This window comes from Haloimpatiens massiliensis (genome assembly GCF_900184255.1).
Classification (GTDB): Bacteria; Bacillota; Clostridia; order Clostridiales; family Clostridiaceae; genus Haloimpatiens; species Haloimpatiens massiliensis.
Window position 1 is genome coordinate 95884 of record NZ_LT854636.1, and the last position, 16116, is coordinate 111999.

Sequence of the window (16116 nt, forward strand, 5' to 3'; positions counted from 1 at the left end):
AATCTTTCCTTTACTATAGGTGGAATAGCCCCTCTTTCATCCTCATTCCATGCCTTCTCTATAATTTCAAATATATTATTTGACTCTAATTGCTCTTCAGAGCCACTTTTAAGCCTTACTTAAAAAAATAAACCCCTGATTTATTTTTATATTTTTCAAAATTCAAATTATCAATTTTATTTATTGAAAAACTTATCCACCCTTTTTCTTTTATAATTTCTGACTTCATTTTTTTAACTATAGGTTCCAATTTAATGTTTAAATTTTTAATACTCTCAATTATACTATCTATATTATTTTTATTCATTACTATGTAAATACCTCTCTACAATATTTTTCTTCACAAATATACTTCATATATAAACTATATTATCATAAAATAACCAAACAAATTATCTCTTAATCATAAAAATTCTTACTCAATCCCGCTTTAATAATCACATTCTACTTCTTAACTTCCCTTTTTTTAGCCAACTCCTTTATAACCCTCTTAACCCGCCTTAATTGGAACTCTTTCAAACTCTCTATATTATTTACTTAACTTCTGCAAAATAAAAAGTTAAATTGGTAGTATTACCAAAAAATAAATATGGCACACTGACCTTATCCGTGATATATAAAAGTTACTACTCAATTAAAACACGGGAGGTTGTCAGTATGCCAAGTAAATTTACTAATCATATTGTATCCATTAATGATGAACTTTACAATTACTTAAATGATGTAAATTATGGAATGAGTAAACCTCAATTTCATCATATATCCACTATTATTAATGGATTAATAAATTTAGATGGCACTAAATCTTTATTAAAGATTTCAGAATATATACTAGCTGCTAAAAGCAGCAGTTCCATATATAGATTTTTGAGTAACTCTAAATGGGACGATAGTCTCATAGATAGAAATCGTATTAATTATTTAAAACTACATTTTAATAAACTCATAAAGCCTAAATCCGTAGGATTCTTAGTTATAGATGATACTGTTAATCCAAAAACTCAAGCAAAGAAGATGCAAGGATTAAGCTATAATCATTGCCATACAGAAGGTAAAAATCTTTGGTCCCACTGTGTAGTTACTTCTAATTTTGTAGCAGAGGATATGTCTATTCCGCTAAACTATAAGTCTTATTTTAACGAAGAAAACTGCAAAAATCATAATAAAAAATTTATGAGTAAACCAGATATAGCTTTAGGTTTTATTAATTCTTTTGAAAAACCTTCTAACTGCGATAAAATATATTGTCTTACTGATAGTTGGTACACTAGCGAAAAGTTAATTAATGGTTGTATTTTAAAAGGTTTTAACTTTATTGGGGCTTTAAAATCTAATAGAAAAATCTCTCCATTAGGAATTTCAATGCAAATTAAGGAATTTGCTAAATATATAAATCCATCTACCTTAGATGTAGTTACCGTCGAAGGTAAGGATTATAGAGTATATAAATACGAAGGCAAAGTTTCAAAGATTGAAAATGCATTAGCCTTAATTTGCTATGAAGTTGATGGGGACAGCTTTAAAGAACCAGTATATCTAATGTCTACAGACATAGAACTTAGTAATAAAGCTATAATAAAATACTATCTATATAGATGGAACATTGAAACTAATTACAAATATCTTAAAACACACTTAGGTTTTGACGAATATAAAGTTCAAGGTATACTCTCTATCGAGAGGTATTTTCTACTTACATTTTTAGCAATCAATTTTTTAGAGATTTATAGATTATATAATCCTAAAAAACTTGAAACCATTGGTGATACTATAAAGTCTATAAAAAGCCTATCGGCTAAAGAATTGGTGCGTTTTGTTTATGAGGAAGCTAAAAATGATATACCTTTAGACACAATACTTGCTGAATTAAAATTAGTTTCTTAAAAAATTTTGTAAGTTACTTATAGGGAAAGTATAGAATTAAATGCTGTAACTATATTCCTATTAAAGAACTTACATCTATATTTGGGTTTTTAGCTTTTAAAATTAAAGAAGTTAAGTTATTTATTAAAAACACCTCAGTCCTTTGCAATCTATTCAAATTTCTTTGCAACAAAATTATCTTATTAATCTTTTTTAGAACTAATGTTTCAGTAGTTCTTTCAGGCTTATCTTCTGTATTTCTTAATGCATCCACAGCAATTTTAACTAACTCTAAGACTTCTTTATCCCTCTTCTCCCAATCTACTAATTATTCTTGTAATATGCCTACTTTTTTCTTTGGAGAGTTCATCTTTAACCACTCATTATCGTGTCTATGAAGCCATGTGTATACTGCTCTATCCTTATCTCTTATAAAAAAACTTATTTTCACTTTATTCCACAATTCAAAATAGAAAAAGAATAAGGTAGCATTTAGCAATATTCTTTTTCTATTTTCTTTTCCACTATTTTTTTAACTTAAATAATAATCTCTATCATAAATTCAAGTTATTTAAATATTATAAACAAAATAAATAATTTTCAGAAAAACTTTTTTATTATTTAAGAACTACTTTATTATTTAAGGAAAGACATTTTTATCTGCAGCCTACTTTTCTTAATCCTTAAACCATAATTCTTTTTCCTAACTATGTTGATATATAAAAAAGTCTTTCCCTGTCACCTTCCTTAATCACTTGAAAACACTACACACTATTTTCTTCCAAATAAAAAAGTCTTTCCACAACCACTCCACAAAACCATTAAAATTATCCACATATTATCCATATGTTTTTCCATTTTAAATAATAAAGTCTTTCCGTATTAGGCTCAAGGATTAAGTGAAAAGGATTAAGAATTGGTCTATTTTTTCTTCTATTTAATCTTCTATTTTCTTTTTTCTATTCTCTTCTAAAGCCTTATTTTATAAAGGTTTGCGTGGGGGTGTCTAATTGAAAATCTGTTAAGAAATCTGATTAGAAATATAGATTTCTATTTATAGTTCTATATGAAAATCTAAAAAAAGCCGTAGGCTTTGGGGCAATTTTATGCTCCAGCCTACGGCTTTTGGAATGACTTTTTTATTCTTGGAATGTGTTTTTATTATTTAGACACTGGAATGAATCCTATTTTCTTTTTCATTTTTCTTAAGGTTTTATTAGCTACATATCTAGCTTTTTCTGCACCATCTTTGTATATACTTTGAAGATACTCTTTATTGTTCACTAGTTCTTTTACCTTTTCTTGTATTGGACTTAATTCACCTATTATAGCTTCTGCTACATCATTTTTAAATTCTGCATAACCTTTACTTTGGTAATAATTTTCTATCTCCATTGGAGTTATGCCTTTTATTACACTTAATATATTTATTAGATTTTTAACTCCTGGCTGATCATCTGTATACTTTACAATTCCTAAGCTATCTGTTACCGCTCTATTTATTTTCTTCTTTATTACTTCTGGTGGATCCATTATTAGTATAAATCCATTAGGATTATCTGCAGATTTAGACATTTTCTTTGAAGGATCTTGTAAATCCATTATTTTTGCTCCAGCTTCTGGTATATAAGGCTCTGGTATAGTGAATGTAGGACTATATATACCATTAAATCTTTCTGCAATATCCCTTGTAAGCTCTAAATGCTGCTTTTGATCCCTACCTACTGGAACCAAATCTGTTCCATATAAAAGTATATCTGCCGCCATAAGTACAGGATAATTTAAAAGTCCTGCTACTACACTTGACCCTGATCTAGCTGATTTATCTTTAAATTGAGTCATTCTTGATAGCTCTCCCATATAGGTGAAACAATTTAAAAGCCATGCTGCTTCTGAATGTTGTGGCACATGTGATTGTATAAACATAGTATTTTTTTCTGGAACTATTCCTGATGCAATGTATATAGATAACAATTCTAAAGTTCTTCTTCTTAAATCTTTTGGCTCTTGTTTTACAGTTATTGCATGTAAATCAACAACACAAAAATAACAATCATATTCATCCTGTAATTTAACCCAATTCTTTATAGCTCCTAAATAGTTGCCTAAGGTTAGATCTCCTGAAGGTTGAATTCCACTAAATATTACTTTCTTATCTCCCATTTTTGAACCTCCTAAATATATATTTTATTATTATCCCACAAAAAGCATTACATTACTTGAATTATGAAATTTCTCTGGAATGCCTTTCATAAGAAGCGAAGGAACTGTTTGAATTTAATTTTAGAAATTCTTCTTTTAGACAGATAAAATTATCGTAAGCCTGGCATGGACGCCAGGCTAGCGAACCTGAGGCAGGACGCTGAATGTGAGCGTTAGATAATTTTATATGGCTAAAAGATTAGAATTTCTTAAATTAAATTTATTGTTCCGAGCTCTTATGAAAGGCATGGAGGAGAAATTTCATAATTCCATGGCATTGTACCTTTTTTGTGGGTTAATCATTCTATAATCTTTACTAAATAAACAACTTTTTTAACCTTGAATGGAGTTTTTAATCCATCTGAAGCTTATAACCTGTCATCCATGTCGTAGCCTACCATGCACTCCAATTTTCCTAGAAGATGTTCATATTACAGTAGGTAGTCATTAGATAAACTAAATTTATTTTAATTTTTAAAGAGAATATTAGATATAAATAAGTTTTGAGTAAAAAATAAAGTCCTATGGATAAATCCATAGGACGTATATACGTGGTGCCACCTAACTTCGAGAAACTATAACATAGTTCTCCTTTAAAAGATACATAATAATATCCTGCCTCTGTAACGTAAGGCTTACGTCAAGAACTACTAAAATTCATTCCGAATCTCCGAGACCCATTCAGCTTAATCATAGCTACTGTAATCACACCATCTACAGTTCTCTGAAAACCTGTTTTTAAACCTACTTGCTTCTCTTCAAAGATTATAGTATATATTGTTAATTATATATTATAATATTCCTAGTTTATGATTTTGTCAACATTTAAATTTCTATCTTTATTCCATAAAATTATTTATTTTCGCCTTGCCAAAGACCATGTAAGTTACAATATTCCCTAGCATATTTTATTTCTTCATTTATTTTAAACAATGCTTCTGGTTTATCCTCTGGAGTTAAGAATTTTCTATACACTCTATCATCTGTATGAAGTTCTATCCATTGAATATAGTGTTCTGGTGTCATTGGGTGAGCAACTTCTCCAACCTTCACCAATATACCATTTTCTACCTTTTCTATAACTGGTACATGCTTTTCTGTTGCTGCATCAGTAATATTTTCTTTTTTCAATGTCATTGGCTTTCCACAGCAGACTAATGTTCCGCCGCCTTTATTAACTACCTCTACTATATTGCCACATACTTCACATTTATAAATTTGCTTTAATTCCGTCATGATCATCCCTCCTAATTAAGATATATTATTTTTATTAATAACAAGTATTAATTAATATTTATTAATCAATACTTACTATTTAATTTCTATTTAAAAACTGAAAATCCTTCTACATTTATTGAATTTTACTAGTTTTGTTGAAATTTCTTTCCATACTATATTTAATAGCTTACAAAAGCTTTTCTCATGAATGTCTACTAAAATACTCCATCTGAAACTTAAGATTTTGTTTATTTAACTTTATAATTTCACATACTATATATAACTATATAGAAAGGAAATGATTAATTAATGAAAAATAAAAAAAATAAAAAATCATATGCTCCTAGTAAAAGAGATTATCTAGAGGAAAAACCTAAAAAGGTATTATCACATTCTAAAAAAGACTCTGTGGAATTACCAGATAATATTACAGACCCTATTATAGTTAACAATATATCTAATGCTGAATTTGATTATACCTATAATGATGGAGATGATATTTAAAACTCATTATAAGCTTCCTAGGAATTTTGATACCTAAGAAGCTTATAATTTTTATAGACAACTAAAACTCATTATTCAGTAATGTGGCATTTCTTCTCTTTATCTTATGATAAATCTTCCACAAGTTTCCATAAAGTTTTATATGCTACAATATTAAAACCTCTACACTGTATTCTCCCTTATCTAGGTAAGGTATTATTAAATCTTCTAAAACTTTCCCATCTAATTTTACTTCTTTTTTGTTTCCCCTTAAAACCTTTATATTGTATAGTGCATCATCCCTTTTATAAGTAATTGAGTACTCCTTCCAAGACTTAGGTACACATGGTTCTATAGTAAAGCCCTTTTCTTCTTTTAATTTAATGCCAAGTATATCCTCTATTCCAACTCTGTACATCCAAGAAGAAGTTCCCGTGTACCAGCTCCAACCACCTCTTCCTTCATGAGGTTCTTTGCCATAAACATCAGCAGTCATTACATAGGGCTCTGTCTTAAAAGTTTCACATTCTAGATAAGATCTAGTGTGATTTATTGGATTTATCATATTGTAGATTCTTAAAGCCTTATCTCCCTTGCCCATTTTTGCATAAGCTCTTATTACCCAAGTAACTGAATGGGTGTATTGCCCGCCATTTTCCCTTACTCCCGGTACATATCCCTTAATGTATCCAGGTTCTAAGTTAGACTTATAAAAAGGAGGCGTTAATAAAAGTACCATGCCCTTATTCTCTTTTATTAAATATTTATCTAAGGACTTCATGGCTTCTTTTGCTCTATCTTTGTCTCCTGCTCCTGAAATTACAGCCCAGGATTGAGCTAAGGAATCTATTTGGCACTCTTCATTTTCCCTAGAACCCAGTGGAGTTTCATCATCAAAATAAGCTCTCCTATACCATTTTCCATCCCAAGCATTTTTCTCTAAGTTCTCCCTTATAAACTCTTTATATTCCTCATACTTATCCTTTCTCTCTTTATCATCCATAACTGTACATAAGTTAGCGAATTTATCCAATATACTGTATAAAAACCATCCAAGCCATACGCTTTCACCTTTGCCTTCATTACCTACAGTACTCATACCGTCATTCCAATCGCCACTGCCCATTAAAGGTATGTTGTGAACTCCAAATTTTAAAGATTTATCAATGGCTCTTATACAATGTTCATATATACTTCCCTTTTCTTTAGATACTCTAGATATATTATATCTTTCATCTTCCCCTTCTTTTAAAGGCTCATCCTCTAAATATGCCACCTTTTCTTCTAAAATACTGTAGTCTCCAGTGTTTTTAATATAATCTGCCGTTACATAAGGTAGCCATAATAAATCATCAGAAAATCTAGTTCTTATGCCACTGTCTACAATAGGATGCCACCAATGCTGCACATCTCCCTCTAAATATTGTCTAGATGCAGCATATAGAATTTGTTCTTTTGTAAAACTACTATCCAAATAAGCTAATGGCATAACATCCTGCAATTGATCCCTAAAACCAAAGGCACCTCCTGATTGATAAAATGCAGTTCTTGCCCATATTCTACAAGCTATGGTTTGATAAACAAGCCAACCATTTAGCATAATATCAAAGGTAGGTTCTGGTGTTTTAACCCTTATGATACCTAAAATATTTCTCCAGTAATCTTTAGCTTCTTCTAGTTTATTAAAGGAATAAATTACGTCTTCATAACAAGAAACTACACTGTTTATTTCACCTATATCCTCTTCCTGTCCTAATAAAATTACCAATGTTTTTTCCTCATTAGGTTCTAAATGAACTTTAGAATTATAAGCTAAACAAGGATCCATGCCTGCGCCTACTGTATTAGACAGTTTCTTATTTTTTAATGCTTTTGGCGCTTTATAATCCCCACCTCTTCCTATAAATTCTTTTCTGTCTCCTGTATAACTCTCTTCTTCTCCTCCTATAACTTTTAGGTAAGCCTTTAGATGTCCAAAGCTCTCATTATAAGGGTTACTGCCATATATATATCCTTCTTCTTCATTAAAATAAGAGGATATATATGCTCCCGTCTGCTGTGGTGATACTCCTAAAACCAATCTAGAATAATAAGTAGCAGATATTTCTCTTGCTTCTGAAGATAAATTTTTAAGAGTAAGGTTACATACCTTTACCTTTTGGTCTACAGGTACAAACATAGTTAGTTTTCCTAGTATACCATTATATGCATGAGTAAAATTAGAATATCCAAAGCCATGTTCTATAACGTACTCATCCTTATGTCTTATAGGTGCAGGGGTCACATTCCATAGCTCTCCAGTAAATTCATCTCTTAAATAAATAACTTCATCACTAGGATCTATAACTGGATCATTGGACCAGGTGGTTACTTTATTTTCTCTACTATTTAAACACCAAGTATAACAGCTTCCTCTTTCTGATACGTGGAATCCAAACCATTTATTACTTATTACATTTATCCATGGAGCTGGTGTATCCTTGCTATCCTTTAAAATAATAGTATACTTATGTCCCTGTGGTGAAAATCCTCCATAACCATTAAAATACTGCAATTCTCCCACTTCATATTTATATTCTTGTATATTATAATCTTTATGAACCAACTGCAAGCTTTCCCCTTCCCTATACTCCTCTTCCCTGTCTTTCATACAATTTATAAAGGAATTCTTTTCTCCATCTATAACCATTCTAGCTATGGCCTTTATAAAATTAATATCTTCCTCCTCCATAGAAGCTCTATTTAATAAGAATACTCCTCCATTTCTATTTTGCTTATCCCTTAAAGAACTCCCTAAAATAAGTTCTCTTATAAGGTTTTGGATTGGCTCCATATAAGAAACCTCTTCCTCATTCAATATTACTAAATCCACTGTAAGCCCTTTAGAATTCCAATACTCATGAGCTTTTATAATTTGCCTCACAGAATCTATATGTTTCTTTTCTCTGCAGGTAATAAGTATTATAGGTAAATCTCCAGATATGCCATATTTCCACAAATCCTTTTGAGATCTTTTAATGTTTTTAATCCACTGCTGTCTTTCTTTATGAGATGAATTAGTAAACAATATATTAGCAGCTCCTGATTGATATAAATTAGCCTGGGAAGATTTTATTCCTAAATACTTCATATTTAATTGTGCTTCAGTCCAAGCTAATGTGAAGTTTCTTTCTATATTCCCATATTCACTATACTTCTTAGCTAATTCTATTAATTCTTCCTTAGAATCTCCTAAAGCAGTAGTGTAAATTACCTCACAGTTACTGCCTGGCTGTATCTTTATCTTTCTTCTTATAGCTATTATTGGATCTAAAACTGTACCTACTGTGTTTTTAAGTGGAACATCATTATCCATACATATAGGATTTTTTAAATCTCTCCCTCTGCCAATAAAATTAGCTCTACTAGTTTCATATTGCACAGCCGCCACTGACTGACCTTTAACGACAGATACCTGCATAAGCCATGGTTTCTTTTCTTCTTTTTTTCTTCCACGTCTTGTGGCAATTATACATTCTCTTTCCTCATTGTATTCTGTCTGTATAAATAAATTTTGAAATGCTGGATGTACTAGGTCACTGCTGTAATTATTTAAAGTTACTTCACAATAGCTAGTTACCTCCAACACTTTCTCCTTAGTGCTATTATTTGTTATGGTTATTTTTCTTATTTCTCCATTATCCTCACCAGAAACTATTATTTCTGTAAAAGTAGTTAAATCTGCATCTTTTCTTTTAAAACCCACTCTATCCAGAGAAAATAAAACTTGATAATCTTCTCCCTCGTTTTTACAAGGTTCATAAGTAGCACTATAATATTGGTTATCTTTAAGGTCCTTAATGTAGAAAAACATACCCTTGTCATCTAAGGTTACATCTTCCCTCCATCTATAAACATGCATATCTCCTTTTTTAGAATATCCACTCCCACTGTTAGAAATCATTAAACTATACTCTCCATTAGACAACAAATGTATTCTAGGAATAGCTGTTTTAGCAGAATGGTACTGTCTAACTATGATGTTTCTCTTTTCGGTTTCATTTTTTTCCTTTTTAGAATAATTTTCTTCTCTATCATATACTATTGTCTTTGGTATTCTTTCCTGCAATAACAATTCTGCAGCTTTTACTCTAGGTATATTGTGAAATCTTTTTTGAAGTATATTATCTTTTAATACATTATCTAATGCCATAAAACTCATACCTTCATGGTGTACCATAAAACATTTTACTACCCTATTATCTTTGCATTTCAATCTATTTTTTGTATAATCTATAGATTCATAAAATCCATATCTACCTAGAGCACCAATCTTTTCTAATGCATGTAAATTAGCTATAGCTGCTTTTTTATGCATCTGCATAACTAGTATTGTAGAATAAGGTGATACCACTAGTTCATCTGATAATCCACGCTTTACACCTATGCCTGGTACTCCAAAAGCCTTATACTGATAATTCATATCCTTATCAAAATAATAAAACGCTGACTCAGATATTCCCCAAGGTACTCCTTTAGAGGATGCATAGTTTATTTGTCCTTGAAATACAGCATTGTAAGTTTCATGAAGTAAGGTATCTTTATAATCTCTCATTATTAAAAGAGGCATAAAATATTCAAACATAGTTCCACTCCAAGAAACTAATGCTCTATTACCTTTTATTTTAGTAAGAGCTCTCCCCAGTTTAAACCAAACCACTTCACTAATATCTCCCTTTGCTATAGCTACAAACGTTGCCTGCCTAGCTTCAGAAGCCAATAAATCATAATAACTATTTCCTATGCTGTTCTTTTCCACATCATATCCTATGGAGAATAGCTCTCTTTCTTTATGAAATACTATGGTGAAATCTGTATTTTCCGCTATGTGACTAATTTGTTTTATCAATTCTTTTATGTCTGCTTTCACCAATTCCTGAGTAGTTTGTTTTCTTTCTATATACTTTTGGACTAATTGTTTATTTTCTATATTCTTATTAACAATTTCATCCTCTACCATCTGATTCTTAGAAATTTCTTGTCTTTCTAACTGATTTGTTTTATCTTGGTCATATTCTAAAAATATCTCGCTTACTTCTATATTAAACATATCTATAGAAGCCTTTAATTTATTGTTCCAATATAAACCCCCCTGTGAATTTGCCTTTTCACATTTAATCTTTAAATTCTCCAATAATACTATAAACTTATTTGCATTTATTTTCTCATTTTTATATACCTGAAATATATCACTATAATAATTTTTTTCTCCTGTTTTTTCTGCTATTTCTTCTTCAGCTAATAAAGCAGTATCCTCTAATCCTATAATATATCTATCTAAATTATCTGAATTCTTAAAATTATCCACATATTCTTTAAGAGATTCTTCTATTACCCACAGATAACCCACAAGATTACCACTATCTACTGTGGATATGTATTTAGGATTCAAAGGTTCCCCTGTTTTAGTGTTATACCAATTATAAAAATGTCCTCTTAACTTTTTTAGTTTATTCATGTTTTCTATTGAATTTTTCATCCTATAAACTAACTGCAAAATACCTATATATCCTAAATCATAGGCAACAATATTAGATATTAATCCCATGCCTAAATTAGTAGGAGATGTTCTTGGGGCCACATCCCTATGAGGATATTCCTGATAATTATCTGGAGCAAGCCAATTATTTTTTTCATTTACAAAATCCTCAAAATAAGCCCAAGTCCTTCTTGCTATACTTCTTGTATACCTTAATTCATTTTCTTGTAATTTTTCCTCTTCAATTTTAATATCTTTGCTTATGTAATATGCTATGGCAGGACTTAAAAACCATACTATAGTAAAAGGAAGCATAGATATGCCCGCAGTGGTAGATTTAAGAAATGCCAAAACACATATAACTAAAGACAGAAAACTTCCCTTCCACATAAATCTTATATAACTTATTAGTGTTTTACCTGATTTTCTCTCTGCATCTTCTGCCGTTTGCCATTCTAAAAGATTCTTTTTACTTATAGTTAGCCTATATAAAGTTTTAATTATGGCATCTAGCATCAAGCATCCTTGGTATGGAATAAAACCTATTATTAAAAACACTTGATAAAAAACCGTCTTAATACTAGATATTCTTCCAGACAAACTTATACCTTTTATAGGTGATGTTACAAATTCTGTAACATCAAATAAAATAGGACTTATACTAGCCAATATAGCTGCTACTATCCACTTATCGGTTCCATCAGGTAGCACATTAAACGATAAAGCCACCAATAACATTATAGATGGTGCTAATAAACTTCTTCTCAAATTATCAATAAGTTTCCATCTAGATAAAGCATTTAATCCATTGCCTTTAAAAATCCATGGAAGCAACTGCCAATCTCCCCTTGCCCACCTGTGAAGTCTTTTACTACTAGAGTTATAATAAGCAGGATAGCCGTCTATAAGCTCTATGTCAGTAACTAGGCCTGCTTTAACATAAGAACCCTCCAAAAGATCGTGACTTAAAACTGTATTTTCTGGCACTTTGTCTTTTAACATATAATTAAAAACATCTACGTTATATATACCTTTTCCTGTAAAAATCCCTTCTCCAAATAAATCTTGGTATACATCAGATATAGCTTTTGTATACACATCAATGCCCACTTCTCCAGAAAATATCTTTGAATAAAGAGTTTTATTAGCACTTATAACATCAACACTTATTCTTGGCTGCAAAAGCCCATAACCCCTTATTACTTTTTTATTCTTCTCATCAATAACGGGCTGATTAAGCACATGTGACATAGCTCCTATTAATTTTCTTGCAGCATTCCTAGGCAGCTTAGTATCTGCATCTAACGTTATTACATATTTGCATTCTTTTAGTTTTTCTATATTTCCACTTATGAAATTAAAGCTGGTATTTTTATCTCCTCTTAAAAGATTATTAAACTCCATTATTTTGCCTCTTTTTCTTTCCCAAGCCAGCCATTTTGCTTCTTTTTCATTGTACTTTCTAGGTCTACAGAAATAATAAAATATATCATCCTTACCACTAGAATATTTCTTATTAAGTTTCTTTACTTGTTCTAATGTGAATTTTATTATTTCATCATCATCATCTTCTTTTTCCTTTTGGCTATCCTTTAAATCTCCTAATAAAGCAAAATAGAGATTATCTAATTTATTAGCTAAATAATATATCTCCATATGCTCTACCAATTCTTCTGCTCTTTTTTTATTGTTTATTATGGTAGGTATTATAACCACAGTACTATTATCTTCATCAATTCCATCTTTAAGTTCCATCTTAGGCACAAATCTAGGCGTCGACAAATAGTTAATACTCCAATTTAAAATGGAAATCACTATCTCACTACAAGGCACTATTAACACAATAAATGCTAAAATATATTTCCAGAGAAATATATTTCTGTCATTTATAAGACTTAAAGAGATAAATATAGACATAACTAAAATAGTTCCTAATATTATACTTCCTATATATACTGCAACTTTTTTATTTTTAATATTATAAAATACTCCATCTATACTCTTTTCCTTCAAGTTAAGTTTATTCCTCAAACACTTGATTCCATCATCTATTAAATAATATCCCACGTGCCTTTTGTATTCTTCATGGTTTTCACAACACTTTTGTTCATCGCACTCCTCGGCACACTCTAAGGCCTTTTTAACTATAAATGATTCAGGTAAATTAAATTTTTTAGATAATTTTTCAATGTTATATCTGTAATAATCTTGAGAATCAAAATCCATATTAGGATACACTTCCACAGGATCTTTCATAAGTAGACTTTCAACATAACTTAACTTTTTAAAGTATTCTCTCCAGTTAATACCTTCCAAAGTTCTTATACTATTTATAGAATTCCCCATAGATAATTGCATAGCTGCTTCTTTTTTATGTTCTTCTATAATTAATTTTTGATAATTAAGTTCTTTTATTTCTAAATTGTCATTTATCCAGTCATAAACCTTGTTATTTTCTATACCATTATCTTTTAATATTTTAAACAGCCTTTCGCCAAAAAAATAAGTAAATTCTACTTGTTCCTTAAAAATATCCTCTAATTCCTGCTCACCGTTAGAGCTATGACAAGCATCTATTATCCTTTCAGCTATCAAATCACCTTTAATTTTTTCTTCTTGAGCAAATAGTACATTTTTAGCTACATTACTTATATTTTGAATTAAAGCTATTCTAATCATAATTGGAAGCATCCATAATTCTTTACTGCTAAGTATAGTATTTTTCTCATATGCTTTTACAAATCTCTCTATAATCTCTTCAGCTACGCGTCCATCTGTATGAGATACAATTTCCACAGCTATATGATAAACTCTAGGATAATCTTTCATTATCCCCTTAGTTAAAATAGGCAGATTTCTATAATTATTTTTAGGTACATTATTTTTCACGTATTTATATTCCTTTTGAATCAAAAACATGTTGTCCAAAATCCATTCCGCTGCATAAAGTCTGTCACTGCTACTCTTTTGATGCATTTCTATCTTTTCATGAGCTTCTACTATATTATTAAAACTTCTATCTAAACTTTCTATTAAAGTTTTATTATATCCCTTTTTATCTACAGAAGAATATCCTCTAGATATTTCCTCCGCATGCTTTTCCAAATCCTCTATATTAACAATTATTTTAGGCACTACATCTATTGGGGATTCTTCTTCTTTAGCTCTTCTTTTAGTTAACATGTAACTAAAAAAAGCTATAAGAGCTATAGAAATTATTGTAACTATCACTGTATAAAAGTACTCCATGTATCTATTCACCTCTCAGTTAATTTACTATGGAAATAAGGTTTTGCTTTTAAGCGACCTTAATGTATTATTTCCAAAATTAACTGAATTAATTCAAAACATAAGAAAATTATGACGTAAGTGCATAGGAAAAATCTGCTTTTAATTCCGTGATAAATGTGAAATTTTGGACTGTGAACAATACGCCAAGAACTTCTAATATTTGTCCATTAAAAGCAGATTTTTCAGGTTATTCGTATATCGTCACGGGGAAAAAACAACCTACTAAAGGAGGATTTTCCTCCGCTTTGCTATGGAAAATCTTTAATTTATAAAAAAGGGCTCATAATATTTTTTTAGGCGGAGCCGTTCTTTTAGTCCCTAGTCTCCAAATGGGTTAGTAGTAATTCTTGATTTTTAGGCAGTAATTTTAGTTTCTAGATTCTAGCAAGGAAAGTGCTCTTAATATGTTTTTTAGGCATAGTCTTTCGTAGACCCTAATTCCTGGTTACTAATAATATTTTCATTAATTGAAATAAGGTATGAAACTTTAATCATAGAATAAACAATAAAACTACAAGTATTTTCATTGTAATTATAATTATTTGTAAAAGTATGATATAATTTTAAAATAAGTTAATTTATAATAGTATTAAAAGACGAAATGAAAGTTATTTATATTTTGTGGGAGGAATTATTATGACATGGAAGATAGGTATAATATGTGCAGGTGATAGAGAGATAGAGCCATTTTTAACCCATATTCAAAATTGTAAGATTTCAGAAAAAGCCATGCTAAGAATTTATGAGGGAACAATAGATGGAGTATCTGTTGTCACACTATTTAGCGGAGTTTGCAAAGTAAATGCTGCAATAGCCACCCAAATACTAATCGATACTTATCATGTGAATGCTATTATAAATGCAGGAACAGCAGGTGGGATGGACAACAAGGTTAATATTTTCGATACGATAATCTCTACTCAAGTGGCACATCATGATGTCCATGATAATATATTGACAGAATTTCATCCATGGATGTCATCAATTTACTTTGATTCTGATAATCTATTACTTGATTTATCAAAAAAATCAATTCAATACAAAAAATCTGATTATACTGTATATTTTGGAAAGATGGTTACAGGCGAAAAATTTATTGAGGACAATATGAGAGAATGTATTAATGCTAAATATGCCCCATTATCTGTTGATATGGAAACAGCAAGTATTGCTCATGTATGCTATGTAAACCATATACCATTTATCGCTATTCGAACGATTACTGACACAATAACTCATAGTGGAATAGACAATTTTGAAAAAAATTGTAAAAAGGCATCAGAAATATCCAAAAATTTTGTATTAGGATTATTAAAAGAAATAAAAGCTTATTTTACACCGGTCTAATAAGTATAATTCGAAGTTGTATAAGTACACATTCTTTTTATATGGTGATGTAAAGAGTACAAGCGGTTCAATAAATAGTAATTTGTAGAGTAGTTAATAATTTATATTTAAGAACTATTGTATTATTATACTATGTGAAGTTTTTTGATATGACTTCACTAGTAGTAATAATTTGTATAAGAGGTGATAAGACA

General features: G+C 30.0%; 8 protein-coding genes, 1 pseudogene and 1 other annotated feature. Of the genes and pseudogenes, 3 read left to right on the top strand and 6 right to left on the bottom strand.

All coding sequences use genetic code 11. From position 1 onward, the window contains the following. Positions 1 to 115: 115 nt before the first annotated feature. On the bottom strand, positions 116 to 307 hold the full coding sequence (locus tag C1715_RS01580; RefSeq protein ID WP_102398933.1) for a hypothetical protein: 192 nt from the start codon (positions 305 to 307) through the stop codon (positions 116 to 118). A 350-nt stretch (positions 308 to 657) separates the two neighbouring features. Here C1715_RS01580 and C1715_RS01585 point away from each other — a divergent pair, with 350 nt between their 5' ends. After that, the gene (locus C1715_RS01585; RefSeq protein WP_102398934.1) at positions 658 to 1884 is read left to right on the top strand and encodes an IS701 family transposase; all 1227 of its coding nucleotides are present in this window, start codon (positions 658 to 660) and stop codon (positions 1882 to 1884) included. Positions 1885 to 1933: 49 nt separating this feature from the next. Here the strand turns inward: C1715_RS01585 and C1715_RS01590 are convergent. The 4 genes and pseudogenes from C1715_RS01590 to C1715_RS01600 form a co-directional block, all read right to left on the bottom strand. Next, a pseudogene (locus tag C1715_RS01590) lies at positions 1934 to 2176 on the bottom strand (hypothetical protein); the annotation flags it as partial. Between the two features lie 15 nt (positions 2177 to 2191). Further along, the gene (locus tag C1715_RS19945; protein WP_278320074.1) at positions 2192 to 2314 is read right to left on the bottom strand and encodes a hypothetical protein; all 123 of its coding nucleotides are present in this window, start codon (positions 2312 to 2314) and stop codon (positions 2192 to 2194) included. A 710-nt stretch (positions 2315 to 3024) separates the two neighbouring features. Next, complete coding sequence (gene trpS / locus C1715_RS01595) at positions 3025 to 4026, bottom strand: tryptophan--tRNA ligase (protein ID WP_102398936.1); 1002 nt, start codon at positions 4024 to 4026, stop codon at positions 3025 to 3027. 573 nt (positions 4027 to 4599) lie between these two features. Further along, positions 4600 to 4836, bottom strand: a binding site (T-box leader). Positions 4837 to 4917: 81 nt separating this feature from the next. Continuing rightward, entirely contained in the window at positions 4918 to 5301 is a 384-nt protein-coding gene (locus C1715_RS01600; protein WP_102398937.1) for a desulfoferrodoxin, read from the bottom strand. Between the two features lie 291 nt (positions 5302 to 5592). On the opposite strand from C1715_RS01600, the gene C1715_RS01605 reads away from it, so the two are divergent. Next, positions 5593 to 5787, top strand: a complete 195-nt coding sequence (locus tag C1715_RS01605) for a hypothetical protein (RefSeq protein ID WP_102398938.1) — start codon at positions 5593 to 5595, stop codon at positions 5785 to 5787. A 145-nt stretch (positions 5788 to 5932) separates the two neighbouring features. Here the strand turns inward: C1715_RS01605 and C1715_RS01610 are convergent, their stop codons facing one another. Then, positions 5933 to 14533 (bottom strand): glycoside hydrolase family 94 protein, encoded by an 8601-nt coding sequence (locus C1715_RS01610; protein ID WP_102398939.1) that lies wholly within the window; start codon positions 14531 to 14533, stop codon positions 5933 to 5935. Between the two features lie 678 nt (positions 14534 to 15211). On the opposite strand from C1715_RS01610, the gene mtnN reads away from it, so the two are divergent. Continuing rightward, the gene (gene mtnN / locus C1715_RS01615) at positions 15212 to 15922 is read left to right on the top strand and encodes a 5'-methylthioadenosine/S-adenosylhomocysteine nucleosidase (protein ID WP_102398940.1); all 711 of its coding nucleotides are present in this window, start codon (positions 15212 to 15214) and stop codon (positions 15920 to 15922) included. Positions 15923 to 16116: the final 194 nt, after the last annotated feature.

What these genes read in the sequence shown, in the direction of transcription:
- C1715_RS01600 (WP_102398937.1), bottom strand. Translation starts at nt 5,301, where the DNA reads ATGACGGAATTAAAGCAAATTTATAAATGTGAAGTATGTGGCAATATA.
- mtnN (WP_102398940.1), top strand. Translation starts at nt 15,212, where the DNA reads ATGACATGGAAGATAGGTATAATATGTGCAGGTGATAGAGAGATAGAG.
- C1715_RS01610 (WP_102398939.1), bottom strand. Translation starts at nt 14,533, where the DNA reads ATGGAGTACTTTTATACAGTGATAGTTACAATAATTTCTATAGCTCTT.
- C1715_RS01605 (WP_102398938.1), top strand. Translation starts at nt 5,593, where the DNA reads ATGAAAAATAAAAAAAATAAAAAATCATATGCTCCTAGTAAAAGAGAT.
- C1715_RS01585 (WP_102398934.1), top strand. Translation starts at nt 658, where the DNA reads ATGCCAAGTAAATTTACTAATCATATTGTATCCATTAATGATGAACTT.
- trpS (WP_102398936.1), bottom strand. Translation starts at nt 4,026, where the DNA reads ATGGGAGATAAGAAAGTAATATTTAGTGGAATTCAACCTTCAGGAGAT.
- C1715_RS01580 (WP_102398933.1), bottom strand. Translation starts at nt 307, where the DNA reads ATGAATAAAAATAATATAGATAGTATAATTGAGAGTATTAAAAATTTA.